This is a genomic window from Citrobacter sp. Cf072 (assembly GCF_030334485.1).
GTDB lineage: Bacteria > Pseudomonadota > Gammaproteobacteria > Enterobacterales > Enterobacteriaceae > Citrobacter > Citrobacter freundii.
Genome location: NZ_JAOWDX010000045.1, coordinates 476,929 through 499,151 on the forward strand (window position 1 = coordinate 476,929; position 22,223 = coordinate 499,151).

The 22,223-nt window shown below is 52.0% G+C and carries 21 protein-coding genes; 11 read left to right on the forward strand and 10 right to left on the reverse strand.

Going from position 1 to position 22,223, the window contains the following annotated elements:
• Nucleotides 1–43 precede the first annotated feature (43 nt).
• Nucleotides 44–781 carry a 1-acylglycerol-3-phosphate O-acyltransferase gene (gene plsC, locus OGX66_RS14655; protein ID WP_003024540.1) on the forward strand — a complete coding sequence of 246 codons (738 nt, stop codon included), beginning with the start codon at nt 44–46 and terminating at the stop codon, nt 779–781.
• 71 nt (nt 782–852) lie between these two features.
• Nucleotides 853–2,265, forward strand: a complete 1,413-nt coding sequence (gene ftsP, locus OGX66_RS14660; protein WP_003024538.1) for a cell division protein FtsP — start codon at nt 853–855, stop codon at nt 2,263–2,265.
• Nucleotides 2,266–2,281: 16 nt separating this feature from the next.
• Here the strand turns inward: ftsP and OGX66_RS14665 are convergent, their stop codons facing one another.
• Nucleotides 2,282–3,757 (reverse strand): TrkH family potassium uptake protein, encoded by a 1,476-nt coding sequence (locus OGX66_RS14665; RefSeq protein ID WP_286511749.1) that lies wholly within the window; start codon nt 3,755–3,757, stop codon nt 2,282–2,284.
• Nucleotides 3,758–3,956: 199 nt separating this feature from the next.
• Between OGX66_RS14665 and OGX66_RS14670 the strand changes: the two genes are divergently transcribed.
• A complete protein-coding gene (locus tag OGX66_RS14670) occupies nt 3,957–6,128 on the forward strand; it encodes a YgiQ family radical SAM protein (RefSeq protein WP_003024532.1) in 2,172 nt (723 codons plus the stop codon).
• 103 nt (nt 6,129–6,231) lie between these two features.
• Here OGX66_RS14670 and OGX66_RS14675 read toward each other — a convergent pair whose 3' ends face one another.
• From OGX66_RS14675 to yqhD, 4 genes are all read right to left on the reverse strand, one after another.
• A complete protein-coding gene (locus OGX66_RS14675; protein WP_003024529.1) occupies nt 6,232–6,687 on the reverse strand; it encodes an HIT family protein in 456 nt (151 codons plus the stop codon).
• Nucleotides 6,688–6,731: 44 nt separating this feature from the next.
• On the reverse strand, nt 6,732–8,186 hold the full coding sequence (locus OGX66_RS14680; RefSeq protein WP_286511750.1) for a DASS family sodium-coupled anion symporter: 1,455 nt from the start codon (nt 8,184–8,186) through the stop codon (nt 6,732–6,734).
• A gap of 188 nt (nt 8,187–8,374) precedes the next feature.
• Complete coding sequence (gene dkgA, locus OGX66_RS14685; protein WP_003024520.1) at nt 8,375–9,202, reverse strand: 2,5-didehydrogluconate reductase DkgA; 828 nt, start codon at nt 9,200–9,202, stop codon at nt 8,375–8,377.
• Between the two features lie 104 nt (nt 9,203–9,306).
• Nucleotides 9,307–10,470: an alcohol dehydrogenase gene (yqhD, locus tag OGX66_RS14690; protein WP_003838168.1), complete on the reverse strand. Its 1,164-nt coding sequence runs from the start codon at nt 10,468–10,470 to the stop codon at nt 9,307–9,309.
• Between the two features lie 194 nt (nt 10,471–10,664).
• Here yqhD and OGX66_RS14695 point away from each other — a divergent pair, with 194 nt between their 5' ends.
• Entirely contained in the window at nt 10,665–11,564 is a 900-nt protein-coding gene (locus OGX66_RS14695) for an AraC family transcriptional regulator (RefSeq protein ID WP_003024513.1), read from the forward strand.
• A gap of 73 nt (nt 11,565–11,637) precedes the next feature.
• Here OGX66_RS14695 and yghB read toward each other — a convergent pair whose 3' ends face one another.
• Nucleotides 11,638–12,297, reverse strand: a complete 660-nt coding sequence (gene yghB / locus OGX66_RS14700; RefSeq protein WP_003024510.1) for a DedA family general envelope maintenance protein YghB — start codon at nt 12,295–12,297, stop codon at nt 11,638–11,640.
• Between the two features lie 131 nt (nt 12,298–12,428).
• Nucleotides 12,429–13,616 carry a cystathionine beta-lyase gene (metC, locus tag OGX66_RS14705; RefSeq protein ID WP_003024509.1) on the reverse strand — a complete coding sequence of 396 codons (1,188 nt, stop codon included), beginning with the start codon at nt 13,614–13,616 and terminating at the stop codon, nt 12,429–12,431.
• A 250-nt stretch (nt 13,617–13,866) separates the two neighbouring features.
• On the opposite strand from metC, the gene exbB reads away from it, so the two are divergent.
• Complete coding sequence (gene exbB, locus OGX66_RS14710; protein WP_003024507.1) at nt 13,867–14,601, forward strand: tol-pal system-associated acyl-CoA thioesterase; 735 nt, start codon at nt 13,867–13,869, stop codon at nt 14,599–14,601.
• A 6-nt stretch (nt 14,602–14,607) separates the two neighbouring features.
• Complete coding sequence (exbD, locus tag OGX66_RS14715) at nt 14,608–15,033, forward strand: TonB system transport protein ExbD (RefSeq protein WP_003024505.1); 426 nt, start codon at nt 14,608–14,610, stop codon at nt 15,031–15,033.
• Between the two features lie 77 nt (nt 15,034–15,110).
• Here exbD and OGX66_RS14720 read toward each other — a convergent pair whose 3' ends face one another.
• Nucleotides 15,111–15,518 (reverse strand): hypothetical protein, encoded by a 408-nt coding sequence (locus OGX66_RS14720; protein WP_003838178.1) that lies wholly within the window; start codon nt 15,516–15,518, stop codon nt 15,111–15,113.
• Between the two features lies 1 nt (nt 15,519).
• Complete coding sequence (locus OGX66_RS14725; protein ID WP_003838181.1) at nt 15,520–15,924, reverse strand: hypothetical protein; 405 nt, start codon at nt 15,922–15,924, stop codon at nt 15,520–15,522.
• Between the two features lie 104 nt (nt 15,925–16,028).
• Here OGX66_RS14725 and OGX66_RS14730 point away from each other — a divergent pair, with 104 nt between their 5' ends.
• Nucleotides 16,029–16,532: an ESA_00282 family adhesion-associated protein gene (locus OGX66_RS14730; protein ID WP_003024499.1), complete on the forward strand. Its 504-nt coding sequence runs from the start codon at nt 16,029–16,031 to the stop codon at nt 16,530–16,532.
• 70 nt (nt 16,533–16,602) lie between these two features.
• Here OGX66_RS14730 and OGX66_RS14735 read toward each other — a convergent pair whose 3' ends face one another.
• Complete coding sequence (locus tag OGX66_RS14735) at nt 16,603–17,643, reverse strand: aldo/keto reductase (RefSeq protein WP_003024497.1); 1,041 nt, start codon at nt 17,641–17,643, stop codon at nt 16,603–16,605.
• Nucleotides 17,644–17,798: 155 nt separating this feature from the next.
• Here OGX66_RS14735 and yghX point away from each other — a divergent pair, with 155 nt between their 5' ends.
• The 4 genes from yghX to hybO all read left to right on the forward strand — a co-directional run bounded on the left by yghX (nt 17,799) and on the right by hybO (nt 22,221).
• Nucleotides 17,799–18,686, forward strand: a complete 888-nt coding sequence (gene yghX / locus OGX66_RS14740; RefSeq protein WP_286511946.1) for a YghX family hydrolase — start codon at nt 17,799–17,801, stop codon at nt 18,684–18,686.
• 215 nt (nt 18,687–18,901) lie between these two features.
• A complete protein-coding gene (locus OGX66_RS14745; RefSeq protein ID WP_048217165.1) occupies nt 18,902–20,542 on the forward strand; it encodes a methyl-accepting chemotaxis protein in 1,641 nt (546 codons plus the stop codon).
• Between the two features lie 84 nt (nt 20,543–20,626).
• Nucleotides 20,627–20,914 carry a DUF2623 family protein gene (locus OGX66_RS14750; RefSeq protein WP_003838189.1) on the forward strand — a complete coding sequence of 96 codons (288 nt, stop codon included), beginning with the start codon at nt 20,627–20,629 and terminating at the stop codon, nt 20,912–20,914.
• A gap of 188 nt (nt 20,915–21,102) precedes the next feature.
• Nucleotides 21,103–22,221 carry a hydrogenase 2 small subunit gene (gene hybO, locus OGX66_RS14755; RefSeq protein WP_003024486.1) on the forward strand — a complete coding sequence of 373 codons (1,119 nt, stop codon included), beginning with the start codon at nt 21,103–21,105 and terminating at the stop codon, nt 22,219–22,221.
• The last annotated feature ends 2 nt before the right edge of the window (nt 22,222–22,223 follow it).

Genomic DNA, 22,223 nt, shown 5'->3' on the forward strand with positions numbered 1-22,223 from the left:
CAGGTGACGTAAAATGCCAGGCTCTTAGGCCTTAGAGGTTGTTATGCTATATATTTTTCGTTTAATTATTACTGTTATTTACTGCGTTCTGGTCTGTATTTTCGGTTGCATATACTGTCTGTTCAGCCCGCGAAATCCAAAACACGTTGCAACGTTCGGTCATATGTTTGGCCGCCTGGCTCCCCTTTATGGTCTGAAGGTCGAGTGCCGCATGCCGGCAGACGCGCAGAACTATGGTAATGCTATCTATATTTGTAACCATCAGAACAACTATGACATGGTTACTGCTGCGAATATCGTTCAACCGCCGACGGTGACGGTGGGTAAAAAAAGCCTGCTGTGGATCCCTTTCTTCGGGCAGCTGTACTGGTTAACCGGTAACCTGTTGATTGACAGAAATAACCGCGCAAAAGCGCACAGCACCATTGCTGCCGTGGTGAATCATTTCAAAAAACGCCGCATTTCTATCTGGATGTTCCCGGAAGGAACGCGTAGCCGCGGTCGCGGTCTGCTTCCGTTTAAAACCGGCGCGTTCCATGCAGCGATTGCTGCTGGTGTCCCGGTCATTCCGGTATGCGTTTCCACAACCTCGAACAAGATAAAATTAAACAGACTCAATAATGGTCTGGCGATTGTCGAGATGTTGCCGCCGGTGGATATTAGCCACTTTGGCAAAGATCAGGTTCGTGAACTGGCAGCACATTGCCGCACGTTGATGGAACAAAAAATCGCAGAGCTCGATAAAGAAGTTGCTGAGCGGGAAGCCGCCGGTAAGGTTTAATCCGCGCAATTCGGGTTTTTTACAGGAAATGACTTCCTGCGTGTTAATAGCCAGTTTTTTATGGAGTTTATATGTCATTCAGTCGGCGTCAGTTCATTCAGGCATCGGGGATCGCACTGTGTGCAGGTGCTGTTCCGCTGAAGGCTAATGCTGCCGGTCAGCAACAACCGTTACCTGTGCCTCCGCTGCTGGAATCCCGCCGGGGGCAGCCGCTATTTATGACGCTGCAACGTGCGCACTGGTCCTTTACACAAGGCACGCGCGCACCTGTCTGGGGAATTAACGGCCGCTACCTGGGACCGACAATTCGCGTCTGGAAAGGGGATGACGTCAAGCTTATCTACAGCAACCGTCTGACTGAGAATGTCTCGATGACCGTCGCCGGGTTACAGGTACCAGGCCCGCTGATGGGCGGCCCGGCGCGCATGATGTCCCCGAATGCTGACTGGGCGCCGGTGCTACCGATTCGCCAGAATGCCGCCACGTTGTGGTATCACGCCAATACGCCAAATCGTACTGCTCAGCAGGTCTATAACGGCCTTGCCGGGATGTGGCTGGTTGAAGATGAAGTGAGTAAATCACTGTCTATTCCCAACCACTATGGCGTGGATGATTTTCCGGTCATTATCCAGGACAAGCGGCTGGACAACTTTGGCACGCCGGAATACAGCGAGCCCGGCAGCGGTGGATTTGTCGGTGATACGCTGCTGGTCAATGGGGCGCAAAGCCCGTATGTCGAAGTCTCCCGCGGCTGGGTGCGCTTGCGTTTACTGAACGCTTCAAACTCGCGTCGTTACCAGCTGCAAATGAGCGATGGCCGTGCACTGCATGTGATTTCCAGCGATCAGGGTTTTTTACCTGCACCCGTTTCGGTGAAGCAGCTCTCGCTGGCGCCTGGCGAGCGTCGTGAGATCCTGGTGGATATGACGAACGGTAATGAGGTCTCTATCACCTGTGGCGAGGCAGCCAGTATTGTCGACAGAATCCGCGGGTTCTTTGAGCCTTCCAGTATTCTCATCTCCACGCTGGTGCTGACTCTGCGTCCAACGGGGCTTCTGCCGCTGGTGACTGACAGCCTGCCAATGCGCCTGCTGCCAACGGAAATCCTCAGCGGTTCGCCGATTCGCAGCCGTGATATCAGCCTGGACGATGACCCTGGCATCAACGGTCAGCTGTGGGACGTCAATCGTATGGATATTACCGCGCAGCAGGGCTCCTGGGAGCGCTGGACGGTGCGGGCGGATATGCCCCAGTCCTTCCATATAGAAGGCGTCTCGTTCCTAATCCGTAATGTGAATGGCGCGATGCCGTTCCCTGAAGACAGAGGCTGGAAAGATACCGTCTGGGTTGACGGCCAGGTTGAATTACTGGTTTATTACGGACAGCCTTCCTGGGCCCATTTCCCGTTCTACTTTAATAGCCAGACGCTGGAAATGGCAGATCGTGGCTCAATCGGACAGATGTTGGTGAACCCGGCGCCGTAATGCGCCGGGATTTCCGTTATGCCCGCCAGAACATGCGCGAGAACAGGATCAGAATGGGGTAAATCTCCAGACGCCCCATGATCATAGCCGCGCACATCAGTAGCTTTGCTTCCTCATTTAAGGTGCCAAATGTTGTGGCGGTGACGCCAAATCCTAGCCCCATATTGTTGATGCAGGCGGCGACGGTGGCAAAAGAGGAGAAGAGATCGTAGCCCATCAGATTGAGCGCCCAGATAAAAAAGCTGGTGAACAAAACGTAGAGAAAGAAAAAGCTCCATACCGAACGCACCACCCGGTCGCTTACCATGCTATTGCCCACTTTAATGTTCAGCAGGGCACGGGGATGCGCGAGCTGGTGTAACTCCTGACGGCACTGCTTGAACATAATCAAAAAACGCAGCACCTTAATCCCCCCGCAGGTCGATCCCACACAACCGCCGAAGAAACTGGCGCTGAGCAGCATGAAGATCGTGTGCGAAGGCCACTGCGCATAATCCGCCGTCGACAGGCCATTATCTGTCAGCATCGAACTTGCCAGAAAAAAAGCATGCACCAGGCTGTCCGTTAATCCGTACATGCCTGCCCGCCAAACTTGCCAGGTGGCGATCAGAGTGACAACCAACGCAATAAGCAAAAAGAAACGCAGTTCGGCATTACGACGAAAGGGTTTGAAGGTACGTTTCACGATAGCCACGTACCAGAGGGTGAAGTTAAACGCAGACAACAGGGAAAACACCCCAGCGACCAGCTCGATCGCATGGCTGTTATAGAAGCCGATGCTTTCACTGCGAGTGGAAAATCCGCCGAGAGAAACCGTCGACAGCCCGTGGCATAAGGCATCGAATAACGACATCCCGGCAGCCCAGTAGGCCAGGGTACAGATAAGACCCAGAATGACATAGGTCAGCCACAGCGTACGTGCAGTATCGGCAAGCCTTGGAGTGAGCCGTTCTTCTTTGAAGGGACCCGGCATTTCAGACTGATACAGCTTCATGCCGCCGATACCCAAAAGCGGTAATACCGCCACGGCGAGGACAATAACACCCAGGCCACCAATAAAATTGAGCTGGGCCCGATAGTAGAGATACGACTTCGGCATCGCGCTGACGTCGCCAATTACCGTTGCGCCCGTGGTGGTAATCCCGGAAACCCCTTCAAACAGGGCATCCGCAAAGGAGAGGTTTAAGCCATCGTCCATCCACATCGGCATCGCGCTGATAAACGAAAACAACAGCCAGAACAGGACGATAATAACGAAACCATCCCGTGTTCGCAGTTGAATACCCGCATGTTTGGTTGCCAGCCACGCCCCGCCGCCGAGGGTGAAGAAAGTCATAAATGTGCTGAAAAAAGCGAACAAGCTCCGCTCTTTGTTTAACAAAGCGATGGCCATCGGTGGCAGCATAGAAAAGCTGTAGAGAAGAACCAGAAACCCACACAAGTGAACAACAACCCGTAGCTGGGAAATATGCAGTGAATCGTTGAGTCGCAATGAAAAATCCCCCGCCGAAAAAGAGTTATCTCAGCTGGTCGGCATGGTGTTAATTATGATTGATAAAAATGAGCGTCGTAAAATTTAACAATTTATATAACTTTCTACTGCCCTGGTTCAGACTCCACTTCATTTCTTGTCGACATACAGCGTATAATCCCCGGCCTTTGATTATTTTTTTACCATTTTTGGAAGCATTATGAGCGCAATATCCCTGATCCAGCCGGACAGAGACCTTTTCTCCTGGCCGCAGTACTGGGCTGCCTGTTTTGGCCCGGCACCGTTTTTGCCGATGTCACGCGACGAAATGGACCAACTTGGCTGGGATAGCTGCGACATCATTCTGGTTACCGGCGATGCATACGTCGATCATCCCAGCTTTGGCATGGCAATATGCGGCCGTATGCTGGAAGCGCAGGGCTTTCGTGTAGGGATTATCGCCCAGCCGGAGTGGAACAACAAAGACGATTTTATGCGTTTGGGTAAACCGAACCTGTTCTTTGGTGTGACCGCAGGCAACATGGACTCGATGATCAACCGTTATACCGCCGATCGCCGACTGCGCCATGACGATGCCTACACACCAGACAACGTAGCAGGTAAACGCCCGGACCGCGCCACGCTGGTCTATACCCAGCGTTGTAAAGAAGCATGGAAAGATGTGCCGGTTATTCTCGGCGGCATTGAGGCCAGCCTGCGCCGTACCGCGCACTATGACTACTGGTCTGATACCGTTCGTCGCTCTGTTCTGGTGGATTCCAAAGCCGACATGCTGATGTTCGGCAACGGCGAACGTCCGCTGGTAGAAGTGGCGCATCGTCTGGCGATGGGCGAAACCATCGATCAGATCCGCGACGTGCGTAACACCGCGATTATGGTTAAAGAAGCGCTGCCGGGCTGGAGTGGGGTGGATTCCACGCGTCTCGACACGCCGGGCAAGATTGATCCGATCCCGCATCCGTACGGCGAAGATCTGCCGTGTGCCGACAACAAACCGGTCGCCCCGAAAAAGCAGGAAGCGAAAGCGGTAACCGTACAGCCGCCGCGTCCGAAACCGTGGGAAAAAACCTACGTGCTGCTGCCGTCCTTTGAAAAAGTGAAGGGCGATAAAGTGCTGTATGCGCATGCGTCGCGTATCCTGCACCACGAAACCAACCCTGGCTGCGCGCGTGCGCTGATGCAAAAGCACGGCGATCGCTACATCTGGATCAACCCGCCAGCTATTCCGCTGTCTACCGAAGAGATGGATAGCGTCTTTGCGCTGCCGTACAAGCGCGTGCCGCACCCGGCGTATGGCGACAGCCGCATTCCGGCCTATGAGATGATCCGTTTCTCGATCAACATTATGCGTGGCTGCTTTGGCGGCTGTTCGTTCTGTTCGATCACCGAGCACGAAGGCCGCATCATCCAGAGCCGCTCTGAAGACTCGATCATCAATGAAATCGAAGCCATTCGCGACACCGTTCCGGGCTTTACCGGCGTGATTTCCGACCTCGGCGGCCCAACGGCGAACATGTATATGCTGCGCTGTAAGTCACCGCGTGCGGAGCAGACCTGCCGTCGTCTGTCATGCGTCTACCCGGATATCTGTCCGCATATGGATACCAACCACGAACCGACGATTAACCTTTATCGCCGGGCGCGTGATTTGAAAGGCATTAAAAAGATCCTCATTGCTTCCGGTGTGCGCTATGACATCGCGGTTGAAGATCCGCGCTATATCAAAGAGCTGGCGACCCACCACGTTGGCGGCTATCTGAAGATTGCGCCAGAGCATACTGAAGAAGGCCCGCTGTCGAAGATGATGAAGCCGGGGATGGGCAGCTACGATCGCTTTAAGGAGTTGTTCGATACCTACTCTAAACAGGCGGGTAAAGAACAGTACCTGATCCCGTACTTCATCTCCGCGCACCCGGGTACGCGTGACGAGGATATGGTGAATCTGGCGCTGTGGCTGAAACAACGTCGTTTCCGTCTGGATCAGGTGCAGAACTTTTATCCATCGCCGCTGGCGAACTCCACAACCATGTATTACACCGGGAAAAACCCGCTGGGTAAAATTGGTTATAAGAGTGAAGACGTGGTGGTGCCGAAAGGTGATAAGCAGCGCCGTTTGCATAAAGCCCTGCTGCGTTACCACGATCCAGCTAACTGGCCGTTAATCCGCCAGGCGCTGGAAGACATGGGTAAAAAGCATCTGATCGGCGGTCGTCGTGAATGTCTGGTTCCGGCGCCTACGCTGGAAGAGATGCGCGAAGCACGTCGCCAGAATCGTCATACCCGTCCGGCGTTGACCAAGCACACCCCGGTGGCGCACCAGCGCCAGACCCCTGCCGCAAACAAAAAACGCGGGAAAGTAGCGGGACGTTAATTTGCTTTGCCCGGTGGTGAAATGCTTATCAGGCCTACGAGCAGCACAGTTTTGTAGGCCGGATAAGGTGCTTGCACCGCCATCCGGCAGAAGTGCTCAGTATTTATGCCTCACGAATTCTGGCCGCTAATGCGGCCAGTTTTGCATCATCCGCCCGTTCATGATCGTGTGATGACAGATACCCTTCATATTGCTCGAAAAATTTGGTCTGCCGCGACTCAATCGGTTTCCAGTGAGTTAGATCGCCAGTGCCGTGCATGGGGCTTAATTTGCTGTGCACATGGTCTACGCCGAAACCTTCGAAGAACATCCCCGTACGACTGACATCCGGGAAAGCCTTATCCAGTTTCTTAGCCACTTTTTGGGTTGCCATCATCAGGTCAGCCAACGCCTGCGGCGGCATATCGAAGGCATAGCTGGGGTAATGCTTTTTCGGGATCACCACGGTAAAACCGTCGGTGTTCGGGAAAATCGACAGAAAAGCCAGATGGTGCTCGTCTTCCCAGACCTTATGGCAGGGTGCTTTACCTTCAACAATTTGACAGAAAATACAGGTCATTCCTTTTCTCCGCAGGTAAGGTGATTCGTCAGGGCGCAGTTAGTTTAGTACAGACCCAACACCTTCCACCACATCAGACCTACGGTGATAAACACCGCCTGGTTAAACAAGCTAATGATAAATCCTGTGCGCCACCAGACGCCCGTTGGAACGTACCCGGCACCAAACAGGATTGGACCGCGAGCGTGGGTGTACTGGGTGAGCGAGCAGTACAAACTGCTGGTGAAGGCCAGCATTAACGCCGTGGGGGCTGCGGGGATATTCAGATGCAGTCCGACGCCGAGGAAAACGGCGTACAGCGCGGCAATCTGTGCATTACCGCTGGCAAAAAAGTAGTGGGTATAGAAGTAGGCGGCATTCAGCAGCAACAGGACGATCACCCAACTGGTACCGTGCATAGTACTGCTCAGGCTATCGCCGATCAGATTGCCAAACCAGGTAGTGAAACCTAGTTTTTTCAGCTGGTTCGCCATCATCAGCAGTGCGGCAAACCAAATCAGCGTGTCCCATGCGCCTTTCTCGCTTTTCACATCTTCCCAGCTCAGAACGCCGCTTAGCAATAAAATGGACAGTCCCACGAACGAGGCTGTAGTGGCGTCGACGCCTAACGTATCGCCAAAAATCCACAGCACCAGCAGTACGCCGACGGTAACCAGCATCAGCCATTCGCCGCGAGACATACTGCCCATTTCAGCCAGCTCTTTGCGCGCCAGGTTCGGGGCATCCGGCGTGTGCTTTATTTCCGGGCGCACGATCCAGTAGACCAGCAGTGGAACCAGCAGTAAGGACACAAGGCATGGCAGCAGCGCCGCCATAAACCAGCTGCCCCAGGTCAGCGTGACGCCCGCATTGGCCGCCAACTTCACCGCCAACAGGTTGCCGGTATAACCGGTCATAAAGAGCGCGGCGGTGACGTCGTTGACGTTGCCAATGCTGGTGATAAGAAAGGTACCGATTTTACTGCGGGACTCATCTTCCGGGTTCGAATGGAAACTGCGTGCCAGAGAGTCGGCAATCGGATAGATGACGCCGCCGCAGCGTGCTGTATTACTCGGCATTGCCGGGGAGAGGATCAGATCGGCAAAAGCCAGACCATAGGCGAGTCCCAGCGTGCGCTTGCCGAGCAGACGGATCATCTGCAGCGCAATGCGTCGTCCGAGGCCAGTTTTGATAAAACCGCGGGCAATCATAAAAGCCACGACGATAAGCCAGATAAGTGAACTGTTCAGTTCGCTTAGCGCTGTGGTGATAGCGCCGCTGGCGGTTTTATCCCCGGCCGCATAGGCGAGTGCAAAAACCGTAATCCCAATAATGCCGACCGCGCCGATGGGTAAAACTTTTGCCACGATAGAAGCAATCGTCGCAACGAAGATAATTGCCGAATGCCAGGCTGGCGCACTTAACCCGGATGGAGGGGTAAGTTGCCACAGCCCGGCAGAAATGAATGTTATAAGAATTAATGGGAGCCATTTGACTCCGCTAGCTTTTTTCTCAGTCACGGTTACGCACCTATGGATATGGTGAATACATTCATCAAATAAATATATTTATTTGATAATTAACAGGTTATGTTGCGCAATGCTGCTCCAGTGACTGCAAGAAATACAAGAATATATGTGCGTGAATTGTTTCCTGATATTTCAAATCAGTAAAGGCCCGACGAGAGTGTCGGGCTGGAGGGAAGGGGTTAACCGCCGAACTGGTCCGGGTCTGGCCCCAGACGCTTGCCCTGATCGAGTTTCGCGATTTCGCCTAATTCATCTTTATCCAGGCGGAAGTCCCAGACGTTAAAGTTTTCTGCGATACGCGCAGGGGTGACCGATTTCGGAATCACCACCAGGCCGCTATCCAGATGCCAGCGGATGACAATCTGCGCCGGTGATTTGCCATATTTCTCTGCGAGGTCACGGATTATCTTTTGATCGAAGACGTCTTTGCCGCCCTGCGCCAGCGGGCTCCAGGATTCGGTCTGGATTTTATGTGTGGCGTTCCAGGCGTGCAGCTGGCGCTGCTGCATGAGCGGGTGAAGTTCTATCTGATTAATCACCGGAGGTACGCCGGTTTCATCCATCAGCCGCTGGAGATGGTTGATCTGAAAGTTGCACACGCCGATGCTCTTAATCAGCCCTTCTTTTTGCAGGTCGATCATGTTTTCCCACGCTTCAACGTAGTGGTCGATCGCCGGAACTGGCCAGTGCATCAGGTACAGATCGAGGTAATCAAGCTGGAGTTTCTCCATGCTTTCGAGCAAGGCTTCCCGGGGGCGTTTCTGGTCATCATTCCACAGCTTGGTGGTAATGAATAACTCTTCCCGTGGCACGCCTGCGTCACGTATTGCTTTGCCGACACCTTCTTCGTTTTTGTACGCTGCCGCGGTATCAATTGAGCGATACCCCACTTCCAGCGCTTTATGAATGGCAGTGATGACTTCTTCGTTGCTTGCCTTCCAGACCCCCAGGCCCAGTTGCGGCATGACATTACCATCCTGTAGTTTGATAATGGTTGGAGTGGTCATAATTCCTCCCCTTAATGACTGTCACCGGAACATACTCCGGTGACATAGGTGTGACTTAAGTCTGGTATAAATACCCAAAAACGAAAGGCGGAGGTTAAAAAACCTTAGCGGGCAGCTTCGTAAATCCGACGGCTGACCTCAAGCGTAATGTCCTGATGTTCGCCCAGTTTCGTACCGCCATGCGCTTGCAGTTTTTCCAGCAGCGCCGGGATGGAGCTACCGTCCAGACCGTAGTCAGACAGGCGAGTCGGTACGCCCATTTGTTCGAAGAAAGCGCGGGTTGCGGCAATGGCGGCGTCGATGCGCTGGTCATCGCTTCCTTCGGTGATATTCCAGATACGCTCTGCGTATTGCAGCAGTTTGGCACGCTTGGTATCACGTTTTTCATTCCACAGCGCAGGCAGAACGATGGCCAGTGTTTGAGCATGATCCAGACCGTGCATTGCAGTCAGCTCATGGCCCAGCATATGCGTTGCCCAGTCCTGCGGTACCCCTGCGCCAATCAGACCGTTCAGCGCCTGGGTTGCCGCCCACATGACGTTCGCACGCACGTTGTAGTTTTCCGGTTCCTGCAAGGCTTTCGGACCTTCTTCTACCAGTGTGAGCAGAATGCCTTCGGCAAAGCGATCCTGAATTTTCCCGTCGACCGGATAAGTCACATACTGCTCAACGGTATGAACGAACGCATCCACGACGCCGTTTGCAACCTGACGTGGCGGCAGGGTGTAGGTGTAAACCGGATCCAGTACGGCAAATACTGGCTGCACAAACGGGGTCATAAAGGCCAGTTTATCGCCGGTGGTTTTACGCGAAATTACCGCGCCGGAGTTAGATTCAGAGCCGGTTGCAGGCAGGGTTAATACGGAGCCCATCGGGATGGCACTTGTTACGTCGTTGCCGTGGGTTTCCAGAATGCGCCATGGATCGATGCCGTCAGCGTACTGTGCAGCAGCCGCGATGAATTTGGTGCCGTCCAGCACGGAACCGCCGCCTACTGCCAGCAGAAACGTCACTTTCTCATCACGCACGATTTTTACCGCGTTCATCAGCGTTTCATAAGACGGGTTTGGCTCGATACCGCCAAACTCCAGCACGTCCAGGCCTTTCAGCGCGTCCTGAACCTGTGCCAGGACACCTGTTTTTTTCACGCTGCCGCCACCGTAAGTAACCAGCACGCGAGCGTCCTGAGGAATTTGATCGCGCAGCTCAGCAATCGCGCCTTTACCAAACAAAATACGTGTTGGGGTATGGAGATTAAAGTTGTTCATTGCTCGTTCCCTTTGGTGGGTAATAAAAGAGGGCAGGAGAGTGTCTGCCGGATGATGAACATTGTGGTCGCCCGCCGCGCTGCTCTCAATGCTCATTTCTGCCGATGTCTTGCCCATTTCTACAGACTGCTGGAGAAAACGGATAAATCTGCGCATTATGTCAGGGTCGAAAAACGATAATGAAATGGTGCCCCATGAACCGTGATGAGATCTGCCTTCTGCTGACAGATAAAATTAAGCATCTGAAAAACAATGAAAATAAACTTAACGAACTGCTGCCAGATGTCCGCCTGCTACACGGTACGGAGCCGGCGGCGCGTACACCAGTCATGTATCAGCCAGGCATCATATTTCTCTTTTCGGGACATAAAATTGGTTACATTAATGAGCGCGTATTTCGCTATGACGCCAACGAATACCTGCTGCTAACCGTACCTTTACCCTTCGAATGTGAAACGTATGCGACGCCGGAGGTTCCTCTGGCCGGTATTTACCTGAATGTCGATATCCTGCAACTGCAGGAGCTGTTGATGGACATTGGGGAAGACGAGCTGTTCCAGCCCGCTATGGCTGCCAGTGGGATTAACTCCGCGACGCTCTCAGACGAAATTCTCTGTGCTGCTGAGCGCCTGCTGGATGTGATGGAGCGACCGCTGGATGCGCGTATTCTGGGGAAACAGATCATTCGCGAAATCCTCTACCATGTGCTGACCGGGCCGCGCGGTGGCGCGTTACTTGCGCTGGTAAGTCGCCAGACGCATTTCAGTTTGATAAGCCGGGTACTCAAGCGGATTGAAACCAAATACACCGAAAACCTCAATGTAGAACAGCTGGCGGCAGAGGCGAACATGAGCGTATCGGCGTTTCATCATAATTTTAAAGCGGTGACCAGTACCTCGCCGCTGCAATATCTGAAGAGCTATCGCCTGCATAAAGCACGGATGATGATGATCCACGATGGAATGAAGGCCAGTGCGGCTGCAATGCGCGTCGGCTATGAGAGCGCATCGCAATTCAGTCGGGAGTTCAAACGTTTCTTTGGCGTAACGCCGGGGGAAGATGCGGCAAGAATTCGTATGATGCAGGGGAGTTGATTTCTTGTCGGCTTTAAAGCTAGCTGTGCGCCATCAATGAAATGCCGGAGTGACTCCGGCATACGGATAATACTCAGGCGCTACAGTATTTTTTTTTAATTACCACGAACAGCGTTCCCAACAGACCTGCGGTTAACAGGGCAATCGGCAGGATCATTAAAAAGGTCATCACCTGATCTTCATGACGTTTGACGAACGGGATCATACTCAGCGCATAGCCGAAACTGGTAACGACGGTGACCCACAGCAGTCCGCTCAGCCAGTTAAAAAACTGGAACCGACGGTTAGGAAGCCCTGAAATGCCCGCCATCGTTGGCAGCAAGGTACGGACGAACGCCAGGAAACGCCCGGCAAGCAGCGCCATCAACCCGTGTTGGTCAAACATGCAGGTAGCGCGTTGATGGTATTTTTCAGGTAATTGCGCCAGCCAGCCTTTCACCGTGCGCGTGTTGCCCAGCCAGCGTCCCTGAATGTAGCTCAGCCAGCAGCCCAGACTGGCTGCGGCAGTCAGAATAGCTATGGTAGGTAAAAAACTCATCACGTCCTGAGCGATCAGCGCTCCTGCCAGTAATAACAGGCTGTCTCCGGGTAAAAAGGAGGCGGGCAGCAGGCCATTTTCTAAAAACAGTGTGGCGAACATGACGAAGTACACCACGCTCACAACGTGCGGATCCGCCAGTGCGGCAAAATCGTGTTGCCAGAGCGCGGAGACAATATCTTGAATGACTACCATGGACTTTCCTGTGGAACAGCGTTTATATGTGGATTGTACTCCTGAATTGCCCGGGATGCCTTGATCCCGGACGCAACAATTGCAGACTTTTCCACCAGAAGTGTCTGCATATATGTCTATCTGTGGCAATTTTACTCGATTCGGGCAAATCCTGCGGCCAAATCGGCAATCAGATCGTCAACATTCTCTAAACCAATATGCAAACGGATGAGCGTTCCGCTGAAGTCCACCTCGCCTTGCGGACGGATTGCCGCAATGTGTTCCGGCTGGTTGGCGAGAATCAGCGACTCAAAACCGCCCCAGGAGTAGGCCATGCTGAACAGGCTGAAGTGATCCAGATACGCGGCCAGCTCCTCATTATTGAGTTTCTTATTCAATACAAAGGAGAACAGGCCGCTGCTGCCGGTGAAATCACGCTTCCAGAATTCATGCCCTTTACTGCCGGGCAGTGCCGGGTGGTTCACGCGGGCGACCTGCGGATGGCTGGCCAGCCACTCGGCGACCTTTAAGCTGCTTTCATGGTGCTGACGCAGGCGTACACTCAGCGTACGCAGCCCACGACTGGTCATATAGGCGGTATCGGCGTCCAGCATTTGCCCCATCAGATACGCATTTTCGCGAAGTTGATCCCAGCAGCGGGCATTAGATACCGCCGTTCCGACCATGCCGTCGGAATGGCCAATCAGATATTTGGTGCCTGCCTGAATAGAAATATCGATGCCAAAATCCAGCGCTTTGAACAGCACTCCGGCAGCCCAGGTGTTATCAATCATGATGATTGCGTCAGGTGCTACGCTTCTGACGGCGGCAACAATTGCCGGAACATCATGCACTTCCATGGTGACAGAGCCGGGCGACTCCAGAAATACGACTTTGGTGTTCGGCTGCATGTGCTTCACAATATCGGCGCCAATCAGCGGATCGAACCAGCCGGTGGACACGCCAAGCTTGCCGAGAATTTTGGTGCAGAAATCCTGACTGGGTTCATAGGCGGTGTTGGTCATCAGCACATGATCCCCTTGCTCGACAAAAGCGAGGATGGTGTTGGCAACGGCAGCCGCACCGCAAGGGAACAAGGCGCAACCCGCGCCGCCTTCCAGTTCGCACATCGCTTCCTGCAGAGAGAAATGCGTCAGGGTTCCGCGACGTCCATAGAAAAGCGCACCGTTGGCACGGTTGTGTGTGGCCTGCTTTTTGGCCTCCACGGTGTCAAACACCAGCGAAGAAGCGCGCTGGATCACGCTATTTACCGAGCCCAGCGTGTATTTTTTACTGCGTCCTGCGTGAACGAGCTTGGTTTCAAGTTGCTTATCTGCCATGTTGTCTTACCTGTTTTTATACGTCTGGATGTCTAAACTACCATGAATCAAAGATGACGCATCCTGCAGAACGGTCATACAGTAGAAAATAATCTCAAAATGCTTCTGGTGACTTTTTTACTGCGTAAGCGCAAGGAAAAGAAACCAAAGGTGCGGCAATATGTAAATAGTAATGAGAACGACTATCAATTCGACGTCTTTTTGATATCATTACGCTCAGATTTTGTGATTTGCGTCCTGGAGATACAGAGTGGGTAATAATTTGATGCAGACGGATCTTTCCGTCTGGGGTATGTATCAGCACGCCGATATCGTGGTTAAGTGCGTGATGATTGGGCTGATTTTGGCGTCAGTGGTCACCTGGGCTATCTTCTTTAGTAAGAGCCTTGAGTTCTTTACTCAGAAACGCCGCCTTAAGCGTGAACAGCAACTGCTGGCGGAAGCCCGCTCTTTAGATCAGGCAAGTGAGATTGCCGCAGGATTCGATGGCAAAAGCCTGGGCGCACAGTTGATTAACGAAGCGCAAAACGAGCTGGAACTGTCAGAAGGCAGTGACGATAACGAAGGCATTAAAGAGCGTACCGGCTTCCGTCTGGAGCGTCGTGTGGCGGCGGTAGGTCGTCATATGGGACGTGGTAACGGATACCTGGCCACCATCGGGGCTATCTCTCCATTCGTCGGTCTGTTCGGTACCGTATGGGGCATCATGAATAGCTTCATCGGGATTGCACAAACTCAAACGACCAACCTGGCCGTTGTTGCGCCGGGTATCGCAGAAGCGCTGTTAGCGACCGCAATTGGTCTGGTCGCAGCAATTCCAGCGGTTGTTATCTACAACATTTTCGCACGTCAGATTGGCAGCTATAAAGCGATGCTGGGTGATGTCGCGGCACAGGTGCTGTTACTGCAAAGTCGCGATCTGGACCTGAACGCAAGCGCATCCGCGCATCCGGTACGTGCAGCGCAGAAATTACGTGTAGGATAATGTTCCATGGCAATGAGCTTTAATGAAAACCTGGACGATAACGGTGAAATGCATGAAATCAACGTGACGCCGTTTATCGACGTTATGTTGGTTTTATTGATCATTTTTATGGTGGCCGCACCGTTGGCAACGGTGGATGTGAAAGTGAATCTTCCTGCCTCCACCAGCACGCCGCAGCCGCGTCCGGAAAAGCCGGTATACCTATCTGTTAAAGCCGATAAAAGTATGTTTATTGGCAACAATCAGGTGACGGATGACACCATGATTAGCGAGTTAAATGCACTGACAGATGGGAAGAAAGACACCACCATTTTCTTCCGGGCAGATAAAACCGTTGATTATGAGACCATGATGAAGGTTATGGATACGCTGCATCAGGCGGGCTTCCTGAAGATTGGTCTGGTTGGCGAAGAGACTGTGAAAGCGAAGTAATCCTCCTCATTGCCGGGTAATGGTTGCCGCCTTACCCGGCGTGCATCTCCTGATTCAACTCCCTCGCATACCTGTTCTTATCTGTTCTCGTCTAACGCGACCGTGGTTATCCTGGTGGGTTCGTAGTTCCCTTCAGACAGCTTTCGTGTCAGGCGTAAGGTGGCCGTTTCCCGTGCGAGTATATGCTGGTAGGTGCTTTCCAGTCGGGCCATGATTTTGTCCCGCAGTTCTGGTTGCTGCTCCATAATGGCTTCGATCGCGGCACCGTAGATCTCTTCTTTAGCCTGTAGCGTGTAAATTTCACGCCGATTTTGCCATTTCATCCGCACCAGTGCAGCGGGAATAGAGACTATCTCCTGAGCAACGCTTTCCAGCGTCGCGTTTTTATTGGCAATCAACACGGCTAAATTTTGCTTTAAGACAAACTCATCGCTTTTATGGTTATCTAAAGCCAAATAAACATTGTTATCCTCAACATCTTTCATTTTATTTCTTTTCCAGAGAATAAAAAATAGGGTCGCTGGTTTCACGCGTAATTAAATTAAGCCAAATTTTGTTGCCCTGTTCATTTATGATGGCTGTTTTTTGAGTCAAAATTTTACTTAATTCTTGTGCGTTAATATCGCCTTCTGCTTGTAGTGAATTGAGCAGGCGAGAGAATGACTCAATTTTTGCTGCACGAAACAGACGCTCTTTTAAATGACGGTCGCACTCTTCAAATAGCATATTTCGTGATTGACCGGTAGCCGTTGAGCTAATCAAAATATCAGATTCGTAATCGCTTAATGTTCTCTTTCCCTGAGTCAAATTTTCACTATTATCTACGGGATTGGTATTGGTAGCGGGGCTGGATAAGTGAAAGTGCGAGGGAACAAGATGCTCGGGAAGCATGTTGAAATATCCTTTGATGCCAATGATATGTTGTTTTAAATAAACCAGGCCGCGTTGACAATAGCATGGCGTAATTTTAAAATCAAAAAAAATGGAGCCAGTATATGAACAGTATATTTTATTCTGTTATTACCCTGCTATTGCTGACCTGCGGGGTACTTTTGTTAATGCGCAGTGCAAATAAAAACCGACATGCCGAAAATGGGCACTCTGAAAACCAGCCGGAAATGCTGAGTAAAGAAGAAGGCGAGGACCATTTCTCGGTATTGATGAATTCGATTACGCCGGTCTGGTATTGGCGCGTTAATCACGAATATATCGATTTTATCCACTCCACGATCAAGCGGATGACAATGGTGGAGTTGAATGAGACACCTGGATTATTTGATGCGCAGCGGCGTTGTAGCGATCTCAACTCTGCGGTGTATAAATATTACGACAATATTAAAAAGCGCTGTTTGAGCGGTGAGAAGGTCCCGCATGCCGACCTGGACGTGCTCAACCTGCGTCAGTGTTTCAGGGAGTTCAGTCTGGAGGCTTATCCCGCGCTTGTCGCGCTGGTGTGGCCGGAGTATCAACGCCCGGAGATCAAAGCGGAAGAGGTGTGAAGGGGACTGTTTGGCCCGTATTACGTGCCGGGGAGGCTAACGCTGTCACCCGGCACGATGTTACATACGGCTATTTGTCAGATGAGGCCTGCCACAGGTTCAGCTTACCGTCCGCGACGTGCTTATCGATCTGCGCCAGTTCTTCGGTGCTGAACGTCAGGTTCGCCAACGCCTGAACGTTTTCCTCCAGTTGCTCCGGTCGACTGGCGCCAATTAATACCGAAGTCACCCGGTTGTCTTTTAGCAGCCAGCTTAAGGCCATTTGTGCCATCGACTGTCCACGCTGTTGCGCCATCTCATTGAGCAACCGCAGGCTGTTAAGATTCTCTTCCGTCAGCATATTTTCCGTCAGCCCACGAACTTTTTTCCCTTCACGCTGCATGCGTGAACCTTCCGGAATGCCGTTGAGGTATTTCCCCGTCAGTAGTCCCTGAGCCAGTGGCGTAAAGGCGATGCAGCCCATGCCATTGGATTCCAGCGTATCCAGCAGGCCGCTGCTGTCTACCCAGCGGTTAAGCAGGTTGTAAGACGGCTGGTGGATCAGCAGGGGAATTTTCCATTCCCGCATCAGCTCGGCCATTTTTTGCGTACGCTCTGGCGAATAGGATGAGATGCCGACATACAGCGCTTTGCCGCTCTGTACGGCGTGGGCCAGGGCTGAGGCGGTCTCTTCCATTGGCGTATTTTCGTCGACGCGGTGCGAGTAGAAGATATCGACATAGTCGAGGCCCATGCGTTTCAGGCTCTGATCGAGGCTGGCGAGCAGGTATTTGCGCGAACCGCCAGAACCGTATGGCCCTGGCCACATGTCATAGCCTGCCTTGGTGGAGATAATCAGTTCATCGCGATAGTGTGCAAAATCCTCGCGCAGTAATCGGCCAAAATTCTCTTCTGCGCTGCCTGGTGGCGGCCCATAGTTATTGGCTAAATCAAAATGCGTGATGCCTAAATCAAATGCTTTACGCAACAGGGCTCGCTGTGAATCCAGCGCCTGAACGTGCCCAAAACTGTGCCATAAACCCAGCGATAGCGCGGGTAAGCGCAAACCGCTGCGCCCACAGTAGCGATAGAGCATCTGCTCGTAACGTTCAGGATTGGCAAACCAGGCCATGAGATCTCCTTAGTGCAGGTGAATTTCGAAACAACGTTTCTATTCTAGCGGGTTTACGGTGAATATCCCGTTCACCAGGTCACACTGAGATGAAAAACTGGGCAAAAACAGGTCACTGTGCTTTGCTTAAAAAAACATCAATCAGGAGTGCGACGATGCCGCGTTTGACTGCCAAAGATTTTCCGCAAGAACTGCTCGACTACTATGACTATTACGCTCATGGCAAAATAACGAAACGCGAGTTTCTCAATATGGCAGCGAAATATGCAGTGGGTGGCATGACGGCATTGGCCTTATTCAATTTATTGAAACCCAACTACGCTCTCGCAACGCAGGTAGTATTTACCGATCCCGATATTCTGGCGGAATATATTACCTATCCCTCGCCTGAAGGACATGGTGATGTGCGGGGGTATTTGGTTAAACCAACGAAGGTGACGCGGAAAGTTCCGGCGGTGGTGGTAGTGCATGAGAATCGTGGGCTGAATCCGTATATTGAAGATGTGGCGCGACAGGTGGCGAAGGCGGGCTTTATGGCACTCGCGCCTGATGGGTTAAGTTCGGTAGGGGGATACCCAGGCAATGATGATAAAGGTCGGGAATTGCAGCAGCAGGTTGACCCCGTAAAGTTAATGAACGACTTTTTTGCCGCCATTGAATTTATGCAGCATTATTCAGGGACGACGGGAAAGGTAGGTATCACCGGATTTTGCTATGGTGGTGGTGTGTCGAATGCCGCAGCTGTGGCTTTCCCTGAACTGGCCTGCGCGGTGCCTTTTTATGGGCGTCAGGTTCCTGCATCAGATGTCCCTAAAATAAGCGCGCCTTTATTACTGCACTATGCGCAATTAGATACCCGAATTAATGAGGGATGGCCTGCATATGAAGCGGCGCTAAAGGCGAATAAGAAAGTCTATGAAGCATATATCTACCCCGGTGTTAATCATGGCTTTCACAATGATTCTACCCCTCGTTATGATAAAGCTACCGCTGAATTAGCCTGGGAACGTACCCTTGCGTGGTTTGATAAATATTTGCGATAGAAAACAATAGATTATTTAATGCTTTTAATTAATTACCTGAATAATAATGCTACCTAATTTCATTAGCATTCATATTGATATAGGGTGGAGAGATAGTGGATGTACTTAAGAAAGTAAAAAAATAAAGAACGCATTATATCTTCTCTACTGCCTGCCGATAACAAGGATAAGTATCGCCTGATGGCGAATTCCTCATCAACGGCAAGGAAATTATTATGCGTTTGCTGAAAAACTTCACTATTCGTATTGTCATGTTGGCAATACTGGGACTTTTCTGCCTGCTCTGGTCGGGCGTGGGTTTATTCAGTCTTCATTCGTTATCAAAAATATCTGAAGGCAATGATATTGACCGTCATCTCGTCCATCAGATGACGGTTCTCAGCCAGGGTAACGATCAGTATTTTCGTTTTGTGACGCGGTTAAGTCGCGCCATGGATGTCAAAATGAGCGGCGGAACGCCTGATTTTGCGCCGGCGCAGCAGTCCCTGGAGAATATGAGTAAAAAACTCCAGGAGATGAAAACATTGTCTCCGGGACCCATGGATCCGGAAGTCGCCGCGGCGGTGCTGACCAAGTGGCAGGCGCTGCTGGACAATGGCGTGATCCCGCAAATGCAGTTGGCAAAGCAGGGCACGCTCACGGCCTTTGCGGAACATGCCAGTACCGTTACGCCAGCGTTGAGCCGTGAATTTGGCGCCAGTGCCGAGCGTTTTAACGCCACGGCAGGAGAGCGGCTTGATACCACCCGCGTGATGGTCGATGGCAAAACGTCTATCATCCGAACGTTAATTATTACTGCTGTTATCCTCGGTATTGCCCTACTGTTCTTTACCGACCGCTATCTTGTTTCCATGATGGTGAAACCTCTGGGACGTATTCGTCAGCAGTTCCAGCAGATTGCGCAGGGCGATCTCAGCCATCCCATTGAAGATTTTGGTCGTAACTGTGTGGGTCAACTGGTGCCGTTACTGTGCGCGATGCAGGACAGCCTGCGCGAAGCCGTCAGTACCATCCGTTCAGGTAGTGACAACATCTGGCGAGGGGCGACGGAAATTTCCACCGGTAATAACGATCTCTCCTCACGTACTGAAGAGCAGGCCGCGGCGCTGGAAGAGACCGCTGCCAGCATGGAGCAACTGACCGCAACGGTAAAACTGAACGCTGAAAATGCGCGTGAAGCCAGCCAGCTTGCCGATACGGCCACAGAAACGGCAGGTAAAGGGAGCACGCTGGTTTCAGAAGTGGTTGAGACGATGGATGGTATTGCCGCCAGCTCTAAACAGATCGCGGAAATCACGTCAGTTATTAATAGTATTGCTTTCCAGACCAATATTCTGGCGCTGAACGCCGCAGTTGAAGCTGCCAGGGCAGGCGAGCAGGGGCGCGGTTTTGCCGTCGTTGCCGGTGAAGTACGCAACCTTGCCAGTCGCAGCGCTGGAGCGGCGAAAGAGATTGAGACGCTAATTGGCGAGTCATCGCGTCGTGTCGACCAGGGGGCTCGTCTGGTTAAAGAAACGGGATTAACCATGGAGGCAATTCTGCGCGGTGCCACCGAAGTGACGGTCATCATGAAGCAAATTGCCTCAGCCTCGGAAGAACAGAATAAGGGCATCTCGCAGGTGAGCGTGGCGATCACGCAGATGGACAGCGTAACGCAACAGAACGCTGCATTGGTAGAGCAAGTCTCCGCCGCTGCCGTGGCGTTGGAAAGACAAACAGAGGAACTGCAACGCTCGGTGCAACAGTTCCGCCTCTCAGCGAATGATGTGCAATACGCCGCTGCTAATACTGCTTCCCCTTCAGCAGACAACAAAACGTCTGCGGCAGCTAAAACGGATGAATGGGTGTCCTTTTAAGCTGGCATAAAAAGTTCGTGATACCTCTGGTCTTTGCTCAAAAAATCGCTATATAATTTATTATATAGCGATTGGAGGTTATGCATGGACAACCATTTTGGAAAAGGCCTGATGGCTGGATTAAACGCCTCAAGTGCGGACAGCGCACGCTCAGTGGCGAATTTTTGTGCGGATTATAAGCGTGGTTTTGTGTTGGGATTTTCACATCGCATGTTTGAAAAAACGGGCGATCGACAGCTTAGCGCGTGGGAAGCGGGCATCCTCACGCGTCGCTATGGACTGGATAAAGAGATGGTTATGGATTTCTTTAGAGAGAATCAATCCAGTACAACAATTCGTTTTTTCATGGCTGGCTATCGACTCGAAGCTTGATCCGAAAGGGGTATTATCTTGCTTTAATTAATTACACTATTGACCTACGCCTTCGTTTTGTTGCTCCGTCGAAGTATTATAATGCACATAACCATATAAAAAGTGTGGTAATGGCGCGCCGATCGCAATATGCAACATGCGAATGGTGCAAAATAAAAGCCAGGTCTTCGCAACGGAATAACTATAAAATGACTGGAGATAACTCTCTCATCAATTCGAGCGGCATTAATCGCCGTGATTTCATGAAGCTTTGTGCAGCACTGGCCGCTACCATGGGGCTCAGTAGCAAAGCCGCCGCAGAAATGGCCGAATCAGTTTCTCGTCCTCAGCGCCCACCGGTTATCTGGATTGGTGCCCAGGAGTGTACGGGTTGTACTGAATCGCTGCTTCGCGCGACACACCCTACAGTGGAAAACCTCGTTCTGGAGACAATCTCTCTGGAATACCATGAGGTGCTCTCTGCCGCCTTCGGCCATCAGGTTGAAGAGAACAAACATAACGCTCTGGAGAAGTACAAAGGGCAATATGTTCTGGTAGTAGATGGCTCTATCCCACTGAAAGATAATGGTATTTACTGCATGGTTGCCGGTGAGCCGATCGTGGATCACATCCGCCGGGCCGCAGAGGGCGCAGCCGCTATCATTGCCATCGGCTCTTGCGCCGCGTGGGGTGGTGTTGCTGCCGCTGGCGTTAACCCAACGGGTGCCGTCGGCCTGCAAGAAGTTCTGCCAGGCAAAACCATCATCAACATCCCCGGCTGTCCGCCGAACCCGCATAACTTCCTCGCAACGGTCGCCCATATCATCACTTACGGTAAGCCACCGAAGCTGGATACCAAAAACCGTCCGACATTCGCCTATGGCCGTTTGATTCACGAGCACTGCGAACGTCGCCCGCACTTCGATGCAGGCCGTTTTGCGAAAGAGTTTGGCGATGAAGGCCACCGTGAAGGTTGGTGCCTCTACCATCTGGGCTGTAAAGGGCCAGAAACTTACGGCAACTGTTCAACGCTGCAATTCTGCGACGTTGGCGGCGTGTGGCCGGTGGCTATTGGTCACCCTTGCTACGGCTGCAACGAAGAAGGCGTCGGCTTCCATAAAGGTATTCACCAGCTTGCTCATGTGGAAAACCAAACGCCGCGTTCCGAGAAGCCTGACGTCAATATGAAAGAAGGCGGTAATGTATCTGCCGGAGCGATTGGACTGCTGGGTGGCGTAGTAGGACTGGTTGCCGGCGTCAGCGTGATGGCGGTACGTGAACTGGGGCGTCAGCAAAAGAAAGATAACGCTGACTCACGGGGAGAATAACC

What these genes read in the sequence shown, in the direction of transcription:
- plsC (WP_003024540.1), top strand. Translation starts at nt 44, where the DNA reads ATGCTATATATTTTTCGTTTAATTATTACTGTTATTTACTGCGTTCTG.
- ftsP (WP_003024538.1), top strand. Translation starts at nt 853, where the DNA reads ATGTCATTCAGTCGGCGTCAGTTCATTCAGGCATCGGGGATCGCACTG.
- OGX66_RS14670 (WP_003024532.1), top strand. Translation starts at nt 3,957, where the DNA reads ATGAGCGCAATATCCCTGATCCAGCCGGACAGAGACCTTTTCTCCTGG.
- OGX66_RS14675 (WP_003024529.1), bottom strand. Translation starts at nt 6,687, where the DNA reads ATGACCTGTATTTTCTGTCAAATTGTTGAAGGTAAAGCACCCTGCCAT.
- dkgA (WP_003024520.1), bottom strand. Translation starts at nt 9,202, where the DNA reads ATGACCACTCCAACCATTATCAAACTACAGGATGGTAATGTCATGCCG.
- yqhD (WP_003838168.1), bottom strand. Translation starts at nt 10,470, where the DNA reads ATGAACAACTTTAATCTCCATACCCCAACACGTATTTTGTTTGGTAAA.
- OGX66_RS14695 (WP_003024513.1), top strand. Translation starts at nt 10,665, where the DNA reads ATGAACCGTGATGAGATCTGCCTTCTGCTGACAGATAAAATTAAGCAT.
- yghB (WP_003024510.1), bottom strand. Translation starts at nt 12,297, where the DNA reads ATGGTAGTCATTCAAGATATTGTCTCCGCGCTCTGGCAACACGATTTT.
- metC (WP_003024509.1), bottom strand. Translation starts at nt 13,616, where the DNA reads ATGGCAGATAAGCAACTTGAAACCAAGCTCGTTCACGCAGGACGCAGT.
- exbD (WP_003024505.1), top strand. Translation starts at nt 14,608, where the DNA reads ATGGCAATGAGCTTTAATGAAAACCTGGACGATAACGGTGAAATGCAT.
- OGX66_RS14720 (WP_003838178.1), bottom strand. Translation starts at nt 15,518, where the DNA reads ATGAAAGATGTTGAGGATAACAATGTTTATTTGGCTTTAGATAACCAT.
- OGX66_RS14725 (WP_003838181.1), bottom strand. Translation starts at nt 15,924, where the DNA reads ATGCTTCCCGAGCATCTTGTTCCCTCGCACTTTCACTTATCCAGCCCC.
- OGX66_RS14730 (WP_003024499.1), top strand. Translation starts at nt 16,029, where the DNA reads ATGAACAGTATATTTTATTCTGTTATTACCCTGCTATTGCTGACCTGC.
- OGX66_RS14735 (WP_003024497.1), bottom strand. Translation starts at nt 17,643, where the DNA reads ATGGCCTGGTTTGCCAATCCTGAACGTTACGAGCAGATGCTCTATCGC.
- yghX (WP_286511946.1), top strand. Translation starts at nt 17,799, where the DNA reads ATGCCGCGTTTGACTGCCAAAGATTTTCCGCAAGAACTGCTCGACTAC.
- OGX66_RS14745 (WP_048217165.1), top strand. Translation starts at nt 18,902, where the DNA reads ATGCGTTTGCTGAAAAACTTCACTATTCGTATTGTCATGTTGGCAATA.
- OGX66_RS14750 (WP_003838189.1), top strand. Translation starts at nt 20,627, where the DNA reads ATGGACAACCATTTTGGAAAAGGCCTGATGGCTGGATTAAACGCCTCA.
- hybO (WP_003024486.1), top strand. Translation starts at nt 21,103, where the DNA reads ATGACTGGAGATAACTCTCTCATCAATTCGAGCGGCATTAATCGCCGT.